At 69.3% G+C, this 17,457-nt stretch carries 11 protein-coding genes, 2 pseudogenes and 1 riboswitch; of the genes and pseudogenes, 5 read left to right on the top strand and 8 right to left on the bottom strand.

Annotated elements, in window-relative coordinates; genetic code table 11:
- The first annotated feature begins 134 nt into the window (after window positions 1-134).
- The gene (locus STSP_RS20385; protein ID WP_067279963.1) at window positions 135-1,154 is read left to right on the top strand and encodes a sugar ABC transporter substrate-binding protein; all 1,020 of its coding nucleotides are present in this window, start codon (window positions 135-137) and stop codon (window positions 1,152-1,154) included.
- Window positions 1,155-1,329: 175 nt separating this feature from the next.
- On the opposite strand, the pseudogene STSP_RS20390 reads toward STSP_RS20385, so the two are convergent.
- Window positions 1,330-2,529: pseudogene (locus STSP_RS20390) on the bottom strand (RNA-guided endonuclease InsQ/TnpB family protein).
- A gap of 155 nt (window positions 2,530-2,684) precedes the next feature.
- Here STSP_RS20390 and STSP_RS20395 point away from each other — a divergent pair.
- From STSP_RS20395 to STSP_RS20405, 3 genes are all read left to right on the top strand, one after another.
- Window positions 2,685-3,542 (top strand): sugar phosphate isomerase/epimerase family protein, encoded by an 858-nt coding sequence (locus tag STSP_RS20395; RefSeq protein ID WP_067279965.1) that lies wholly within the window; start codon window positions 2,685-2,687, stop codon window positions 3,540-3,542.
- A gap of 92 nt (window positions 3,543-3,634) precedes the next feature.
- The gene (locus STSP_RS20400; RefSeq protein WP_067279966.1) at window positions 3,635-4,831 is read left to right on the top strand and encodes a Gfo/Idh/MocA family protein; all 1,197 of its coding nucleotides are present in this window, start codon (window positions 3,635-3,637) and stop codon (window positions 4,829-4,831) included.
- A gap of 26 nt (window positions 4,832-4,857) precedes the next feature.
- Window positions 4,858-5,856: a sugar phosphate isomerase/epimerase family protein gene (locus tag STSP_RS20405; protein ID WP_067279971.1), complete on the top strand. Its 999-nt coding sequence runs from the start codon at window positions 4,858-4,860 to the stop codon at window positions 5,854-5,856.
- A gap of 108 nt (window positions 5,857-5,964) precedes the next feature.
- On the opposite strand, the pseudogene STSP_RS20410 reads toward STSP_RS20405, so the two are convergent.
- The 5 genes and pseudogenes from STSP_RS20410 to STSP_RS20430 form a co-directional block, all read right to left on the bottom strand.
- Window positions 5,965-6,537 (bottom strand): annotated as a pseudogene (locus STSP_RS20410) (nucleoside phosphorylase); the annotation flags it as partial.
- 103 nt (window positions 6,538-6,640) lie between these two features.
- Complete coding sequence (locus STSP_RS20415) at window positions 6,641-7,873, bottom strand: MBL fold metallo-hydrolase (RefSeq protein WP_067279974.1); 1,233 nt, start codon at window positions 7,871-7,873, stop codon at window positions 6,641-6,643.
- A 340-nt stretch (window positions 7,874-8,213) separates the two neighbouring features.
- Window positions 8,214-9,005, bottom strand: a complete 792-nt coding sequence (locus STSP_RS20420; RefSeq protein WP_067279977.1) for an SGNH/GDSL hydrolase family protein — start codon at window positions 9,003-9,005, stop codon at window positions 8,214-8,216.
- Between the two features lie 384 nt (window positions 9,006-9,389).
- The gene (locus STSP_RS20425) at window positions 9,390-10,307 is read right to left on the bottom strand and encodes a M23 family metallopeptidase (protein WP_067279979.1); all 918 of its coding nucleotides are present in this window, start codon (window positions 10,305-10,307) and stop codon (window positions 9,390-9,392) included.
- A 2-nt stretch (window positions 10,308-10,309) separates the two neighbouring features.
- A riboswitch (cyclic di-AMP (ydaO/yuaA leader) is annotated at window positions 10,310-10,489 on the bottom strand.
- A 285-nt stretch (window positions 10,490-10,774) separates the two neighbouring features.
- Window positions 10,775-12,868 carry an alpha-galactosidase gene (locus tag STSP_RS20430; protein WP_067279981.1) on the bottom strand — a complete coding sequence of 698 codons (2,094 nt, stop codon included), beginning with the start codon at window positions 12,866-12,868 and terminating at the stop codon, window positions 10,775-10,777.
- 246 nt (window positions 12,869-13,114) lie between these two features.
- Here STSP_RS20430 and STSP_RS20435 point away from each other — a divergent pair, with 246 nt between their 5' ends.
- Window positions 13,115-13,912, top strand: coding sequence for a tyrosine-protein phosphatase (locus STSP_RS20435; protein WP_067279983.1), 798 nt, complete (start codon window positions 13,115-13,117; stop codon window positions 13,910-13,912).
- A gap of 41 nt (window positions 13,913-13,953) precedes the next feature.
- On the opposite strand, the gene STSP_RS20440 is transcribed toward STSP_RS20435, so the two are convergent.
- Window positions 13,954-15,447, bottom strand: coding sequence for an aspartate aminotransferase family protein (locus STSP_RS20440; RefSeq protein WP_232789728.1), 1,494 nt, complete (start codon window positions 15,445-15,447; stop codon window positions 13,954-13,956).
- Window positions 15,444-17,345, bottom strand: a complete 1,902-nt coding sequence (gene dxs, locus STSP_RS20445) for a 1-deoxy-D-xylulose-5-phosphate synthase (RefSeq protein WP_067279985.1) — start codon at window positions 17,343-17,345, stop codon at window positions 15,444-15,446. The genes STSP_RS20440 and dxs overlap by 4 nt, the downstream gene beginning before the upstream one ends.
- Between the last annotated feature and the right edge of the window lie 112 nt (window positions 17,346-17,457).

Consider the following 17,457-nt stretch of genomic DNA (forward strand, 5'->3'; position numbering starts at 1 on the left):
TAAATTGTCCTGTCGTTCCGACGAAGTCATCGTTCCAACGAAGTCAGCTCCGGAGACCGTCGTAACCGCCCCCGCCCACCCGACGGCCGCCGATCCGCTGTCCCCTCCGAGCTGCACAGTGAGGTGCACGAACCATGAGCCGCACATCGCTCCGCCGTTCCCGCAGAATCGTCCCCGTCGTGGCCGTGGCCGCCGCGGCCGCCCTGACCCTCGCGGGCTGCTCCAGCAGCTCCGGCGGCAAGAAGGCCGAGGAAGCCGCGGACGACGTCTCCGCGGGCAGGGCCACCACCCCCCGGATGACGATCGCGATGGTCACCCACGCCCCCTCCGGTGACACCTTCTGGGACACCATCCGCAAGGGTGCCGAGGCCGCCGCCGCCAAGGACAACGTCAAGCTCGTCTACTCCAACGACGAGAACGCCGGCGACCAGGCCAACCTGGTGCAGAACGCGATCGACCAGAAGGTCGACGGCATCGCGGTCACGCTCGCCAAACCGGATGCCATGAAGGACGTGGTCGCCAAGGCCGAGAAGGCCAGCATCCCCGTCGTCGGCTTCAACGCCGGCCTGAGCGTCTGGAAGAAGCAGGGCCTGCTGGAGTTCTTCGGCCAGGACGAGTCCGTCTCCGGCCAGGCGCTCGGCAGCAAGCTCGACACCACCGGCGCCAAACACGCCCTGTGCGTGGTCCAGGCCCAGGGTGACGTCAACCTCGAAGAGCGCTGCGCCGGTGTGAAGAAGACCTTCAGCGGCAAGACCGACACCCTGTACGTCAACGGCACCGACATGCCGTCCGTGAAGTCGACGATCACCGCCAAGCTCAAGCAGGACCCCTCCATCGACCAGGTGGTCACCCTCGGCGCACCGTTCGCGCTGACTGCCGTGCAGTCGGTGTCCGACGCGGGGAGCAAGGCCAAGGTCGCGACGTTCGACCTCAACAAGGACCTCGTCGCCGCCATCGAGAAGGGCACCATCCAGTTCGCCGTGGACCAGCAGCCCTACCTTCAGGGCTACCTCGCCGTCGACTCCCTGTGGCTCTACAAGAACAACGGCAACTACAGCGGCGGCGGTGAGGAGCCGGTGCTGACCGGTCCGGCCTTCGTCGACAAGAGCAACATCGACACCATCGCGAAGTTCGCCGCGAAGGGCACGCGGTGACGACCGCGCCCCAGGCATCGGCACCGGCGACGCGTCCCTCGTCACCGGCCTCGCCGGCCGACGTCCTGAGGCAACGCTCCACCGTCTTCAACTGATCAGAAAGCACTCCGGGAAAGCACTCCCCCCATCCAGAAGGCACTCCCTTGACTTCTCCCTCTCGTGAACAAGGGGATTCTCACGGCTCGCGCTGTGAGGGTTTCTGCTTCGTCGCCGACTGCCCGCCCGGAGTTCTCCGTTGAGGTCTTACACCAGCTCGACAGACAGACACCGCCAGCCCGGCGGCCAGAAGGTTCTTCGCCGCGTTCACGTCCCGGTCATGGACCGTCCCGCAACTGTCGCACCTCCAGGTACGGACCTTCAGCAGCATCTCCGTCAGGAGGGTGCCGCAGACCGAGCACAGCTTGGACGAGGGGAAGAAGCGGTCCACCGCAATCACTTCCCGCCCGTACCAGGCGGCCTTGTACTCCAGCATGCTCCGGAACTCCGCCCATGCCGCATCACTGATCGCGCGGGCCAGACTCCGGTTCTTGACCATGCTGCGCACGGTCAGGTCCTCGATCACGAGCGTTTGGTTTTCACGCACGAGTCGAGTGGTCAGCTTGTGCAGGTGGTCCCTGCGGCGGTCGGCGATCCGGGCGTGGATCCTGGCGACCCGGCGCCGGGCCTTGGCCCGATTGGCGCCCTCTCCCTTGGCCTTGCGGGCAAGGGCCCGCTGGGCTGTGGCGAGGCGGACACGGTCGCGGCGCTCATGCCGGGGGTTGGTGATCTTTTCCCCCGTGGAGAGGGTCAGCAGATGGTCCAGGCCGACATCGATACCGACCGCTGTGCCCGTTGCGGGGAGCGGCGTGATGCCGGGGTCCTCGCACAGCAGGGACACAAACCAGCGCCCCGCGCTGTCCTGGGACACGGTCACGGTGGAGGGCGTCGCGCCCTCGGGGAGCGGCCGGGACCACACGATCGCCAGGGGCTCGGTCATCTTCGCCAGAGTGAGCTCGCCGTCGCGGTAGCGGAACGCGGATGTGGTGTACTCCGCCGACTTCCGCGACTTCTTCTTCGACTTGAACCGTGGATACTTGGCCCGCTTGCCGAAGAAGTTGGTGAACGCCACCTGCAAGTGCCGCAGCGCCTGCTGCAACGGCACCGAGGACACTTCGCCCAGGTAGGAAAGTTCCTCGGTCTTCTTCCACGCCGTCAGCATCGCCGACGTGGCGTTGTAGTTGATCCGCTCCTGCCGCGCCCATGCCTCGGTGCGGGCGGCGAGCGCCATGTTGTAGACCTTCCGCACACACCCGAACGTGCGCGACAGCTCGGCTGCCTGCGCATCGGTCGGGTAGAAGCGCTACTTGAACGCCCGCTTCACATGTGAGGTCCTCATGTTCACGAATTATCACAGCGATTAGTGGCTTTCTGCAGGCAGTTGGGGCTGAACGACGATCCGCCCTGAACGGCGAATCGTCTTTTCCTGCCCTGCTCCCCAGGAATCCGTTTCCTCTCAGCCCTGAAGGGCGGAGTATCCACGGAGGTAACCAGATGAAGATCGCCCTCGACCCCTACATGATCCGCAACGTCCCGCTGCTCGAGCTGCCCGCCGCGGTCGCCGAGCTGGGCTACGAGTGGATCGAGCTCTCCCCCCGGGAGGACTTCATCCCCTTCTTCAGGCATCCACGCGTGGACGACGCCACCGTACGGAAGTTCCGCAAGGCACTGGACGCGGCGGGCGTCGGCATCTCCTCCGTCCTGCCGCTGTTCCGCTGGTCCGGCCCCGACGAGGACGCCCGGCAGGCGGCCGTCCGCTACTGGAAGCGAGCCATCCAGATCACCGCCGACCTCGGTGTCGACAGCATGATCTCCGAGTTCAACGGCCGCCCGGAGGAACCCGATCGCAGCGAGGCGCAGTTCTGGCGCTCCATGGACGAACTCCTGCCGCTCTTCGAACGCGAGGGCATCCACCTCGCCCTGGAACCCCACCCGGACGACTTCATCGAGAACGGCTACGACGCGATCAACCTGATCCGCGGCGTCAATCACCCCAACGTGACGTTCCTGTACTGCGCCCCGCACACCTTCCACATCGGCAACGACGCCCCCGGCATCATCACGTACGCGGGCGCCCTGCTCACCCATGTCCACCTGGCGGACGCCTTCGACCACACCGCGTCCTCCGGCAACCGCTACATCCTCAACCCGCCCGGCACCCCGGCGCGCATCCACCAGCACCTCGACATCGGCCAGGGCGAGGTCGACTTCGACGAACTCTTCCGCGCACTGCGCGCGAACGGATTCGACGGCACCCTCACCGCCTGCGTCTTCGCCTGGGAAGAACGAGCCGAGGAGTCCTCGGTGTTCATGCGCGAGAAGATCGCCGACTACCTGGCCACCTGGTCCTGACGGGCCGCGGCCACCCGGCACACACATCGCCCGCGTGACTGCGGCTTACGCACGACCGGTTCGAACCCATGACAAGAAAGCAGGGCACTTCCATGGCCACGTCCGCCGAACCCATCTCCGTCGCAGTGATCGGAGCCGGCATGGCCGGCCGCAGCCACGCCGCGGGCTACCGCAACGTCAACACGGTCTTCGGCGCCGGCCTGCCGCCGGTCCGCCTGGCCGCGATAGCCGACGCCAACGTCGGACTCGGCGAGGACGCCGCCCGCCGCTACGGCTACGAGAAGGTGCTCCCGAGCTGGGAGGCCGTCGTCGAGGACCCGACCATCGACGCCGTCAGCATCGTCGTCGGCAACGCGCTGCACCGCCCGATCGCGGAGGCGCTGGTCGCCGCGGGAAAGCACGTGCTGTGTGAGAAGCCGCTGGCGGGATCGCTCGAGGACGCCCGCGCGATGGCCGAGTTGGAGCGCACCGCCGACGTCGTGACCGCGGTCGGGTACACCTTCCGCCGTTCCCCCGCCATCGCCGCAATCCGCGATCACGTCCGGCGCGGCGAGCTGGGCGACCTGACGCTGTTCAGCGGCCGGTACTGGTGCGACTACGCCGCCGACCCGAACGGGCCACTGAGCTGGCGGTTCAAGGGCGGCCCCGGTTCCGGTGCGCTCGGGGACATCGGCGCGCACGTGATAGACGCCGCCGAATATGTCGCAGGGCCCATCGCCTCGGTCTCCGGCGCCGCGCTGTCGACGCAGATCCCCAAGCGGCGCCTGCCGCTGGGCGCGGTCGTCGGCCACAATGCCGCTCCCGTCTCCGACGAGTTCGGCGAGGTGGAGAACGAGGACACCGCGTCCTTCACCGCTCGCTTCGAGTCCGGCCTGGTGGGCACCTTCTCGGTGTCGCGCACCGCATTCGGTCTGCCCAACGGGCTCTCCTTCGACGTCCTGGGGCTCCGCGGCCGGGCCGCGTTCGACCAACACCGCCCGGCCGAGTACGTCTTCGACGACGCGCAGCCCGAGGCCCGTACCCGCGGCGCCCGCCAGATCATCGCGGGCCCGCAGCTGCCGTACTTCGCGGGCGGGGTCCCGATGGAGGCGCCGGGTGTGGGCGCCAGCAACGCCGACAACTTCACCTACCAGGCCCGGGCCTTCCTCGACCAGGTCGCGGGCGTCGCCGACCCGCTGCCGGCCTGCGCCACGTTCGCCGACGCGCTGCGGACCATGGAGATCATCCAGGCAGTCGTCGACTCCTCCCGCAACGGCGGCGCGCTCATCCCGGTTCCGCCCGCCGCCTGACCACCCGCACCTCCCAGGAGAAAGCAATGGCCCTCAAGCTCGGTGCCTACACCGCCTGCCTGCACGACCGCCCGCTCGCCGAAGCCCTCGACGTCCTGAGGGAGAACGGCCTGACCTCCGTGGAGGTCAACACCGGCGGCTTCATCCCTTCCCCGCACTGCCCGGTCGACCTGCTGCTGTCCTCTGCCACCGCGCGCGACGAGTACCTGGCGGCCTTCGCCGACCGCGGCATGGAACTGACCGGGCTCAACTGCAACGGCAACCCGCTCAACCCGCTCCCGGGGGTCGGACCGAAGCACGCCGACGACCTGCGCCGAACCATCCGCCTCGCGGGCCTGCTCGGCGTGCAGCACGTCGTGACCATGTCCGGCACCCCGGGCTCCGACCCCGACGCCAAGTACCCCTCCTGGGTGGTGAACCCCTGGGACGGCGTCTACATGGACGTCCTGGACTACCAGTGGGGCGTCGCTGTCGAGTTCTGGAAGGAGATCGACGCGCTGGCCCGGGACAACGACGTCCGGGTCGCCATCGAGATGCACCCGCACAACGTCGTGTTCTCCCCGGTCACGCTCAGGCGACTCGTCGACGAGACGGGCGCGACGAACATCGGCGCGGAGATGGACCCGTCGCACCTGATGTGGCAGGGCATGGACGTCGTCGCCTCCATCAAGTGGCTGGGCCCGCTGGTGTTCCACGCGGCCGCGAAGGACGCGACGCTCTGTCCCGGCGCCGACATCCGTGGCGTGCTGGACACCTCATTCACCCGGGTGCCCGCCGATGCGCCCGGCAAGGTCCCCACCGGCTACGGGTTCTGGTGCAACGCCTGGCCGGAGAACCCGGCGTGGAAGTTCGTCGCCGTCGGCCTCGGACACGACGTCCCCTACTGGACGGAGTTCCTGCGCGCCCTCGCCGAGATCAACCCGGACATGGCCGTCAACATCGAGCACGAGGACGCCGCCTACTCCCAGACCGAAGGCCTCGCCCTGGCCGCCAAGAACCTGCACAGCGCCGCGTCCGCTCTGTAAACCCACGCGTCCATGGCCCCGTTCCCGTCGACCGGGCACGGGGCCACGGCAACGGCAACGGCTCACCCGCACGAGAGAGTGCCACAGCCTGCCCGACCTCCTGCGGAGTCAGCCAACGGCAAGTACAGCGACGGCAGCGTCAAACAGATCGTTCAGTGCCTTGTACGAGGCCGCGTCTGCGAGCCCTTTGGGCTCCCAGGACTCCTCGGCCAGCGAGTCCATGACGACGAGGCCGGTCGCGAAGGCCACACCTCGGTACTGAGCGACGGCCGCCAGGGACGCAGCCTCCATTTCGACGGTCAGTACACCTTCGTCCCGATACGAAAGCACCTCCTCGCGCGTCTCGCGATAGACCGCGTCCGTCGTCCACGTGCCGCCCACCTGGACGCGGCGACCGCGTTCCTTGACCGCGTCGATCAGCCGGGACGTCAGCTCCATGTCCGGCCGTACGTAGCGTTCCGACTGGAGGTAGTGGTGCGAGACGCCTTCATCCCGCACCGCCCGGTCACAGACCACCACGTCACCCGGCACCTGGCCGATACAGAGGCCGCCGGCGCCACCGATGCTCACCACGCGCCGCGCGCCCGCGGCGATCGCCTCCTCCGCTATGGACGCAGCAGCCGGGCCGCCGATGCCGAATCCGCTCAGCAGACCGACGTGCCTCCCCGCCACATCCACGACATGGAACTCGCCGAAGAACGCCTCAAAACGCTGCGAAAGCGGATTACAGCATCATCGGCGTCATGACATCAGCGTCATGACCCGCATCCCGCGTCTGACCGCATCACCGCTCCCCCGCAAGATCGAGGTCGCCTCGCGCGGCCATCGCGGCATCCGGCTCCTTGGAGCGGCGCCATGGGTGTGCAATCGGGGTGGATACCGCCCGCCACCAGGGGTCCCCGGGGAGCACGCCCGAAGGCTCGAAAGGCTCGCCGGGCCGCGGAAACGCGACCCCCTGCCCGACCTCCTCAGCAGCGTCCTTCGTCCACTCCCCAGGCTCCGCCCACGGGTGCAGGGACAGATTGAAGGTGCCCCAGTGGATCGGCAGCAGCACGCCGTGCGGCTTGCCTCCTTGCAGGTCGAGGTGCGCCTGCACACCCTGCGAGGGCGACATGTGGATGTCCGGCCACGCTCCGGGCAGCGGCGTGTGGTCCGTGTGGTTCTTGGGCCAGTGCTCGCTGTACGCCCCGATCTGGATCATCGTGGCGTCGAAGGGGCCGTGCTCGGCGCCGATGTCCTTGAAGCCCGGGAAGTACCCGGTGTCGCCGCTGTGGTAGATCCGGTGTTCATCGCCGGCCACGACCCAGGACGCCCAGAGCGTGTGCTGCTGGTTACGCAGGCCGCGGCCGCAGAAGTGGCGCGCGGGGGTGGCGGTGAGGGAGAGGCCGGACACCTCGGTGGACTCGTTCCAGTCGAGCTCGCGGAGCCGGTCTGCCGCTATGCCCCAGCGCTCCAGGTGGGCGCCGACGCCGAGCGGCACGGCGAACACCGTATCCGTGCCGGCCAGCTGCTTGATCGTGGGCAGGTCGAGGTGGTCGTAGTGGTCGTGGGAGATGACGATCACGTCGACCGGTCCCAGGGCGGCCAAGGGCACCGGTACGGGGTGCAGCCGCTTGGGGCCCGCGAAGTCGAACGGGGAGCACCGCTCGCCCCAGACCGGGTCGAAGAGCACGCGGCGGCCGTCGATCTCGGCCAGTACGCTCGAGTGCCCCATCCAGGTGAGCCGCAGCCCGCTCGCCGGGGGCCTGGCCAGGTCGGCAAGGGTCGTGGAGTGCACCGGCACGGGTCCGGCGGGTGCGCGCCTGGCGCGCTCCTCCTTGCGGAAGTACGACTTCACGAGCTCGAACGCGGAGCCGGAGGAGGGGCGGGTCCTGGCGCCCACGGGGTTCTGGAACGAGCCGTTCGCGAAGTTCGGCGATCTGCGGATCCGCGCCAGCCGCTCGCCCTCCGGTTCCGCGCCGAAGGCGACGGGCCGCAGCGAGCGGAGCCCCGTGGTCAGGGAACGGGAACCGGTCACGGCACCTCCTGTGGTCGTAGGCCATCCATTATGTGGCGCACCTCTGACAGACCCGGGTCGGCGAGATGACGACGCGATGTCCGCGGCCGCCGTTCTCTTCCGGGCCTCCGGGATCACCGGTGTCCCTGGCCGGCCTCGATCTACGGCCGACCATCCGGCGCCCCTCGTAAGGACGCCGGGATCGGCTCCGGGGATGCCTCGTTCCTGGCGGGCCGTACGCGGAGGGGATGACGGCGACTCCGTGACGGCCCGGCGACACGGGGCACGACGACGGTACGCCGCCTGCGTGCCACAGGCCCAAGGCCTCAAGCCCGGGCCCCAAGCCCGCGATTCGATCCCCCTACAAAGGCAGCAGATCCGGCCTCTTCGCCTCCACGTTGTCCCCGGAGGACTCCCCCCGCAGCCGCCGTCCGATCCACGGCACGAGGTACTCGCGGGCCCAGTGGATCGTGTCGCGGCGCATCTCCAGGGAGCCGCGCGGCGGTTCCGGCGGCCAGGGCTGGTCCGGGTCGGCGGGCACCTCGAGTCCGAGCACCTGGGCGGCGCGCAGGGCGACGCGGGTGTGGCCCTCGGGAGACAGGTGCAGCCGGTCGGGGTCCCATGCCCTGCGGTCCTGGATGGTCCTGAGCGACCACAGGTCGAGGACGGGGCAGCCGTAGCGGTCGGCGACGGCCCGCAGGTGCAGGTTGTAGGTGGCGATCTTGCCGCGCAGATGCCTGAGCACGGGTACGCCGCGGGTGTCGAAGCCCGTGGCGAGCATGACGGTGCCCGCAGCCGATGTGAGGTCCCTGACGGCCCGCTCGAAGCGCTCCGCGACGTCGTCGGGGTCGGTGCCGGGCCGGATGATGTCGTTGCCGCCGGCGCAGAACGTCACCACGTCGGGCGCGAGTTCCCTGGCCCGCGGTACCTGGTCCGCGACGATCTGGTCGAGAAGTTTGCCGCGTACGGCCAGATTGGCGTAGCGGAAGGTGTGTTCCGGGACCCGGTCGTCGAGAAGGACGGCCAACCGGTCGGCCCAGCCAACGAAGTGTCCGCCGGGCCCGGGGTCTCCGACACCTTCGGTGAAGCTGTCGCCGACCGCTGCGTAGGACCTGATCACGTCACTGGTGAAGGATGTCGACTCTGCTGCCACGTCGGCATATCTTTCACCTTCCTAAGTGACCTACGCCACCGTAGGAAAGGGTTGACGGCGGGTGAGAAATGCCACTCGTCAAGATTAACCCAAGCCAGGAATAGAGAAAGGGCCTTGTGCGGCTGGCAAAGAGCCTTGCGGGGCTCGGGCTCGCAGAGAGAACGGCGCCCGGCAGAACGGCATGCGCCCGGTCAGGCCGCACCGCGGGCGGGTGCGGCCTGACCGGGCCTGTTCTGGTCGGTGCCGACCTGTTCTGGTCGGTGCCGGTCTGGTCTGGTCGATGCCGGTCTGGTCTGGTCGATGCCGGCCGGCGTCAGCCGATGTCGATCGAGCGAGCGGCGCCGCTCGCTCGATCGGCGCCGCTCGGCCGGATCCGAACCGGCGTCAGATGGAGACCCCGTGCTGGCGCAGGTAGGCCAGCGGGTCGACGTCCGAGCCGTAGTCGGGCGTCGTGCGGATCTCGAAGTGCAGGTGCGGGCCCGTGCTGTTGCCCGTGGAGCCGGAGAGGCCGATCTGCTGGCCCGCCGTCACGGTCTGGCCGGCCGAGACGGAGAGGGCGGACAGGTGCGCGTACTGGGCGTACATGCCGTCGCTCAGCTTGATGACGACCTGGTTGCCGTACGCGCCGGCCCAGCCCGCGGAGACGACGGTGCCCGCACCGACGGCCTTGAGGCTGGTGCCGGTCGGGGCGATGAAGTCGACACCGGTGTGGTAGCCGCTCGACCACATGCTGCCCGCCTGGTGGTACGGGGTGCTGATGGTGGCACCAGGAATCGGCGCGCTGAAGGCGGAGGTGGTCGTGGCCGCCGGGTTCGTGGCCGTGTTCGCGGCGGGGGTGGCCGTGGTGGCCGCCTCGGGAGCGGTGGACGCCGTGGACGTCTTCGCGGCCGTGGTCGTGGACGCGGCAGCGGAGGCCGAGTCGCCGGAGGCGGGAGCCTGTCCGGCGACGACGAGCTTGAGGCCCGCGCGGATCTTCGCGGGGTCGGCGCCGATGACCTTGCGGTTGTCCTTGTACAGCTTCTTCCAGCCGCCCGCGACCTTCTGCTCCCTGGCGATGCTGGCGAGGCAGTCGCCCTGCTTCACCGTGTAGGTCTTGGCCGCGGCCGACTTGGCGGCGACCGGGGCCGCGGTGACGGACTTTCCGGAAACGGACTGGACGGCGGCGGACGGCGCGGTGGCGGCGAACGAGCCGGTGGCGCCCATGAGCGGCAGTGCGAGTGCGGCACCACCGGCGCCGAGAGCGGCTATGGAGCGGGTGAAGCGCAGGGACTTGGTACGGCGGTGCTGACCGGTCGCAGGCATGGCGAATTCCTCTCCGGCGCCTGCGAGGTGAGCTGTCGGGTTCGGACTGGAGATGTCCGGCCGCCTTTTCAGCGCGACTTCACCCCAAGCCGGTCCGGAGACCCGGAACCGGCGTACTACCTGTGGGATCCCCCGCTCCTGCCAACACGTGTGTGAGTGGGGATTCCGGGCGATGGCAGGATTCGGCGTCCACCCGGATCGACCGCGACCGTAAGCGAGCCGGAATGGCGGAAACAAGCGGCGAATTCGCGAGGAGATTCCGGTTCTAGATCCTTCTTCGGAAATCCCGGTCACCCTCCGTGGATTAACGATCTCCACATTCCCGCCAACGCCCCGGAATTTCCGGGGGAGTCACGAAAGGGAGATCGCCACCCACCGTCACCAATATGATCCTGCTCACGGCATGCCAGTCATGCCGCCTTAATTCAGGGCTAGTTGGGCTCAATCGCTAATAGCGCACAAATCGGTCAGATGCGACGCAGGCGGAAAACTGCCGCATCCAGGTCACCGTGCAGCCCGGTGCGCAGACCGTGGTGCAGCAGCACCGCACCCCGGTGCACCGCGCCGGTCTCGACGCACTCGTACGACGCAGCGGGGTCCAGCCCGCGCAGCCTGACCGAAGGCTGCGCCTCGCCGTAGTGCTGGGCCTGCAACCACGCCAGGACGACGACCTCGTCCCCGAGGACGTACTGCACGGCGCTCAGCCCGCCCTCCGGCGGCCGCAGCCGGTAGAGGTCGCCGCGCTGCACGACGGGCCGGATCTCCTTGTAGAGCTCCACCCACCGGCGGGCCTCGGCGAGCTCCTCGTCACTCCACTCGGTGAGGTCGCCGCCGACGCCGAGCACGCCGGCCATGGAGCTCACGAAGCGGAAGCGCAGCGAGCTGACCCGGTCGTTGAGCTGCGTGTTCGGGCTGTCGGTGACCCAGGCGGCCATGACCCGGGCGGGGTGGACCTGACTGAAGCCGTGCTGGATGGCGAGCCGGTCCAGCGGGTCGGTGTTGTCCGAGGTCCACACCTGGTCGGTGCGCGCCATGATGCCGAGGTCGACTCGGCCGCCGCCGCCCGAGCAGGACTCAAAGGCCACACCCGGGTGGGCGGCCCGCAGCCGGTCCAACAGTCCGTAGAGCGCGTGCACATGGGCGTTCCAGAGCTTCTGCGGGTACGGCTCCCCCGGCCAGCCGGCGTCCGTGAAGCAACGGTTGAAGTCCCACTTCACGTAGTCGATGGGGGCGCTGCCGAGCAGGGTGTCCAGCTGCTCCCACAGGTACTGCTGGACGTCCTCCCGCGCGAGGTTGAGCACGAGCTGGTTACGGATCTCTGTTCGCGTACGGCCGGGGAAGTGCTGCACCCAGTCCGGGTGGGCGCGGTACAGGTCGCTGTCCGGGTTGACCATCTCCGGCTCGACCCAGATGCCGAACTGCATGCCGAGCGCGTGCACGTCGTCGGCGAGCGGCTTCAGGCCGTTCGGGAACCGGTCCGGGTTCGGCGTCCAGTCGCCGAGGCCCGCCCGGTCACTGGTCCGTGCGCCGAACCAGCCGTCGTCGACGACGAACAGCTCGACGCCCATGTCGGCGGCGCGCCGCGCGAGCGCCCGCTGCTGGTCCTCGGAGATGCCGAAGTTGGTGGCCTCCCAGGAGTTGTACAGCACGGGCCGGTCCTGATCGGCGTCGGGAATGACGTATTCACGCTGATATGCGTGCCATGCCCGGCTTGCCCCGCCGAAGCCGCCGTCGCTCCAGAGCCCCGCGAAGACGGGTGTGGTGAGCGTCTCACCAGGAGCGAGCAGCGCCTGCCCCGAGTCGTCGTGCCCCGTCCCGCCCGTGATCTGCACGATGCCGTCCGGCAGCTGCTGTACGGCGATCCGCCAGGATCCCGACCAGGCGAGCGCGCAGCTGTAGACCTCGCCGCTCTCCTCGGTCGCCGCGCCGTCCGCGTCGAGGGCCACCCACGGCAGGTGCTGATGCCCGGTGTGACCGCGGCGGCTGCCGATGATCTTCTCGCCGTAGGTCAGCTCGGACCGTACGAGCAGGGACTCGGCCGCCCACCGGCCGTGCAGCTGTGACAGCCGCCACCCGTCGCGCACCGGCAGCGTCCAGGTCGCGGAGTCCGCGCGCAGCACCTCCAGCGCGGGAGCGTCGGCCGGGCCCTGGTGGATCAGGATGGCGTCGCGCTCGACGACGTCGCCGCGCATGCGGTACCGGAGGGTGACCTGGAGGTGGTGCACCTCGTCGAAGAAGTGCACCTGCAGCTCGTCGTCGTCCGCGGCCGCGCTCCGGTACCGCCACTCGGTCCCGCGCACCTCGCCGGTGCGCACGGACAGCGCGGGGCGTACGAAGCGGGGGCCGCCCTCGACCGGGTACTCCTCGTGTCCGTCGAGGGAGGACTCGAAGGGCCAGTACCGGGCGGGAGGCTCTGCGGCGAGCGCCTCGGCATCGCCGAGGGTGATCCGCGGCCCCCAGTGGAGGTGCAGCAGCTCGTCGCGGTCCGTGAGCCGCAGCACGTAGCTGCTGCCGGGCCCCGAAAGGAGCCACGTCCGGCCGTCGCCACCGATCTCGATCATCAAGCCCCCACACACATTCACTCAGGTCCGCTCAGGTCCCAACATCATCAGGGCTCGGGGCCCCTCTGGGCAATGCCCCGAAGCCTCCACGTTGGCGACCGAACGCGCGTGTTTGGGGGCCGCAGACCGCCGCGACAGACCCGAAAAGCACCAGGACAGCACGTGATTGGCCCTCGCACCCATGTCGTATCGTCAACAGAGCGTTCTCCGGCGAGCAGCGCCGGTGGCCGACTGGGAGGAGCCCACGTGACGCAGCAGGTCCCGTCGACAGAGCCCGAGCTGGCCGGTGTGCGCAACTTCCGCGACGTCGGGGGCCTGCCCACCACGGACGGCCGCCGGACCCGGCCGGGACGACTGTTCCGCAGCGGCCACCTCGCGCACGCGACCGAGGAGGACGCCACCTTCCTCGCCTCGCTCGGCCTGCACACGATCTTCGACTTCCGCAATGCCGCGGACAAGAAGCTCGAGGGCCCCGACGTGGAGCTGCCCGGCGTACGCAACGTGAACATCCCGCTGAACGATCCGGCCGACGGCGCCGAGTTCTGGAGGATGGTCCGCGACGGCAGCGTCGACCAGCTGCGCGCCATCCTGTCCGACGGCAAGGCCGCGAACCGGATGATCGCCTCGTACCGCACGATCATCACGCAGCGCACCGCCGAGCACAGCCGCGTCCTGCACGCCCTGGCGGACGACAGCGTGCCCGCGCTGATGCACTGTGCCGCCGGCAAGGACCGCGCGGGCGTGTCGATCGCGGTGACACTGCTGGCGGTCGGTGTCGAACGCGACGCCATCGAGGCGGACTACCTGGAGTCGAACGCCACCCACCGCCGCTACAAGGTGCACCGCTCGGACTCCTCTCCGAAGGGCATGTCCCCCGAGATCATGGAGCTGCTGAGCCCGCTCTTCGACGCCCGCGCCGAGTACCTGCGCGCGGCCTTCGACACCATCGAGTCGACCTGGGGCAGCACCGAGAACTACCTCGCTGAAGGCCTGCAGCTGACCCCGGAGGTACGCGAGCGGCTCCGCGCGCGGCTGCTCGACTGAGAACGGACGACGGGCAAGCTCGCGGGGCGAGCCCGCGCCTGCTACCGGTTCGCCACCGCCTGCTTCACCAGCGTCTTCCCGAAGTCCCACATCAGCCCGGCACCACCGTGGGCATCGTCCATGACGGCGGTGAAGGCCTCCACGAAGCGGTCCACGTCCCGCTCCCCCACGACCAGCGGCGGGATCAGCTTGATCACTTCGAGGTGGTCGCCGGACACCTGGGTGAGGATCCGGTGCCGCTGCAGCAGCGGCACGACCACCATCTGCGCGAAGAGACCCTTGCGCGCGGCCTGCAGCATCGTCCAGCGGCTTCGCAGTTTCAGCGAACGCGGCCTGCCGAACTCGATGCCGATCATCAGCCCGCGGCCCCGTACATCGCTCAGCAGCTCATAGCGGTCGACGAGCGCCGCCAGCCGGCTCTTCAGCAGCTCCCCTGTCGCGCGAGCGTTCGCGACGATCTGCTCGTCCTCCATGACGGAGAGCACCGCGAGCCCGGCCGCCATGGCCTGCGCATTGGAGCCGAAGCTCGCCGAGTGGACCAGCACGCGGTCGATCGACGAGTAGACCTTCTTGAAGATCCAGTCCTTGCCGATCGTGGCGCCCACCGGGACGTAACCCCCTGAGAGCGCTTTCGCCACGCACACCAGGTCCGGTTCGACGCCTTCCTCGTGCTGGTACGCGTAGAAGTCGCCGGTACGGCCGAGACCGGTCTGCACCTCGTCGGCGATAAGCAGCGCCTTGTGCTTGTGCAGCAGGTCCTGGGCGGCGCGGAGGTAGCCGGGCGGCGCCTCGTGCACGCCCTTGCCCTGGATCGGCTCGACGATCAGCGCGGCGACGTCGCCCTTCTTCAGCTCCTTCGCCAGTACGTCGAGGTCGCCGAGGGGGATCGCGGTGTCGGGCAGCAGGGGCGCGAAGCCGTCGCGGAATCCCGCCTCGCCGTTGACGGACAGCGAGCCGGTGGTCAGGCCGTGGAAGGCGTGCTCGCAGTACAGGACGCGCGGCTTCCCGGTCGCGTACCGGGCGAACTTCAGCGCGGTCTCGACGGCCTCCGTGCCGCTGTTGCCGAAGAACACCCGGTCCAGGTGCGGGCTGTGGGCCAGCAGCTTCTCGGCGAGCAGTCCCGGCAGCGGCTGGCAGTCGAAGCGCGTCAGATCGGCGAGCGAGGCGTCGAGGACGTCGTGCAGCGCCTTGCGTACGACGGGATGGTGCCGGCCCAGGCCCATGACGCCGAACCCGGCGAGCATGTCCAGGTAGTCGTTGCCCTCCTCGTCCCAGAAGTGCGCGCCCTCGGCCCGCTCGTACACCTTGTCGAAGCCGATGGTGTGCAGCATGCGCGGCAGCTGGTGGTTGAGGTATCGGGAGTGCAGCTCGTAGCGCTCGGCGCCGCGCTCCGTGAGGAGCCTGCCCAGGTCGAACTCCTTGCGGGCGCCGGGCTGCGCTCCTTCCCGCGCGGGCCCATGGGCGGCTTCTCCCGCGGAGCCGTGCGCGCCTTCCTCGAACTCCTTGGACTCGGAGTTCGGCTCAGAGGTGGTCATTCCGGTTTCTCCTTGGCTGCCAGGGCGGCACCGATCCGTCCGGCGATCTCGACGGGCGTGAGCCCGATGTCGGCCAGTACCTCACCACGCTTGGCGTGCGCCAGGAACTGCCCCGGGATGCCGAACCGCCGTACAGGCACGTCGACTTCGGCATCCCCCAGCGCAAGCGCGACCGCCGCACCGACGCCGGCCGCCCGGCTGTTGTCCTCGACGACCGCCACCAGATCGTGCGCGGCGGCCAGCGGCGGCAGCGCCGGGTCGACGGGCTTGACCCAGCGCGGGTCGACGACGGTGCACCGGATGCCGCGCGCCTCGAGCAGCTCGGTGGCCTGGAGGCACACCGGCGCCATCACGCCGACGGCGACGAACAGGACCTGGCCGTCGTACGCAGGCCCCTGCGCCGAATCCGTCCGGTGCAGCACATCGAGCCCGCCCAAGCGGTCGACCGCCGGAATCGCGGGTCCCACCGACTCCTTGGGGAACCGGATCAGCGTCGGCGCGTCGTCTACGGCGATCGCCTCGCGCAGCTGCGCCCGCAGCTGGTCGGCGTCGCGCGGCGCCGCGATCCGCAGGCCCGGTACGACCTGCAGGATCGACATGTCCCACATGCCGTTGTGCGAAGCACCGTCGACCCCGGTCACGCCCGCCCGGTCCAGCACGAACGTCACACCGCACTTGTGCAGTGCGACGTCCATCAGCAGCTGGTCGAAGGCGCGGTTGAGGAACGTGGCGTAGACGGCGACCACCGGATGCAGCCCGCCCGTCGCCAGACCGGCCGCGGACACCGCGGCGTGCTGCTCGGCGATCCCGACGTCCCACACCCGCTCGGGGAACCGCTCGGCGAACTCGGTCAGGCCCACCGGGTGCAGCATGGCCGCCGTGATCGCCACGACGTCCTCACGCTCGGCTCCGATACGGGCGATCTCGTCCCCGAACACCGAGGTCCACGAAGGCCCGTTGGAGGGGGTGAGCGGTTCGCAGGTCAGCGGGTCCATGACCCCGACCGTGTGGAAGCGGTCGGCGTCGTCCGCCAGCGCGGGCTCGTAGCCGCGCCCCTTCTCCGTGAGGCAGTGCACGAGCACCGGCCCGTGGAAGCGCTTCGCGCGGCGCAGCGCCGACTCGACGGCACGCGTGTCGTGCCCGTCGATCGGCCCGACGTACTTCAGGCCCAGGTCCTCGAACATGCCCTGCGGCGCGAAGGCGTCCTTGAACCCCTTCTTGGCGCCGTGCAGCGACTCGTACAGCGCCCGCCCGATGACGGGGGTGCGCTGCAGTACGTCCTTTCCCCAGGCGAGGACCTGCTCGTAGCCGTCGGTGGTGCGCAGCGTCGCCAGGTGGTTCGCGAGGCCGCCTATCGTCGGAGCGTACGAGCGTTCGTTGTCGTTGACGACGATGATCAGCGGCCTGTCCTTGGCGGCCGCGATGTTGTTGAGCGCCTCCCATGCCATGCCGCCGGTGAGCGCGCCGTCCCCGATGACGGCCACGACATGGCCCTGCTCCCCCAGCACCTGGCGTGCCTTCGCCAGGCCGTCCGCCCAGCCCAGGGCGGTGGAGGCGTGGCTGTTCTCGATGACGTCGTGCTCGGACTCCTCGCGCGACGGATAACCGGACAGACCGCCCTTGCCGCGCAGCTTCGAGAAGTCCTGACGCCCCGTCAGCAGCTTGTGTACGTAACTCTGATGACCGGTGTCCCACAGGATGCGGTCAGCGGGCGACTCGAAGACCCGATGCAGGGCGATGGTCAGTTCCACCACCCCGAGATTGGGCCCGAGGTGACCACCGGTCCGGGCGACCGCATGCACCAGGAACTCGCGGATCTCCTCGGCGAGTACCTCGAGTTCCTCCTCGGACAGCGCCTTCAGATCACGCGGCCCCCGAACCGTCTCCAGAATCGTCACGCTCCGGCCTCCCCTCTTTTTGAAGCTCGGTTCGCCTCCGGAGCGCAAAGCCGGTGTCGAGAAGGCGACCGTGCTCAGCCCTCCTTCGTCGGGCCTCCGCGCGGTCGCCTTC

The organism is Streptomyces jeddahensis, from assembly GCF_001642995.1.
GTDB lineage: Bacteria > Actinomycetota > Actinomycetes > Streptomycetales > Streptomycetaceae > Streptomyces > Streptomyces jeddahensis.

Coding starts and splice junctions, on each gene's coding strand:
- STSP_RS20440 (WP_232789728.1), bottom strand. CDS start 15,447: ATGACCACCTCTGAGCCGAACTCCGAGTCCAAGGAGTTCGAGGAAGGC.
- STSP_RS20400 (WP_067279966.1), top strand. CDS start 3,635: ATGGCCACGTCCGCCGAACCCATCTCCGTCGCAGTGATCGGAGCCGGC.
- STSP_RS20395 (WP_067279965.1), top strand. CDS start 2,685: ATGAAGATCGCCCTCGACCCCTACATGATCCGCAACGTCCCGCTGCTC.
- STSP_RS20425 (WP_067279979.1), bottom strand. CDS start 10,307: ATGCCTGCGACCGGTCAGCACCGCCGTACCAAGTCCCTGCGCTTCACC.
- STSP_RS20430 (WP_067279981.1), bottom strand. CDS start 12,868: ATGATCGAGATCGGTGGCGACGGCCGGACGTGGCTCCTTTCGGGGCCC.
- STSP_RS20385 (WP_067279963.1), top strand. CDS start 135: ATGAGCCGCACATCGCTCCGCCGTTCCCGCAGAATCGTCCCCGTCGTG.
- STSP_RS20405 (WP_067279971.1), top strand. CDS start 4,858: ATGGCCCTCAAGCTCGGTGCCTACACCGCCTGCCTGCACGACCGCCCG.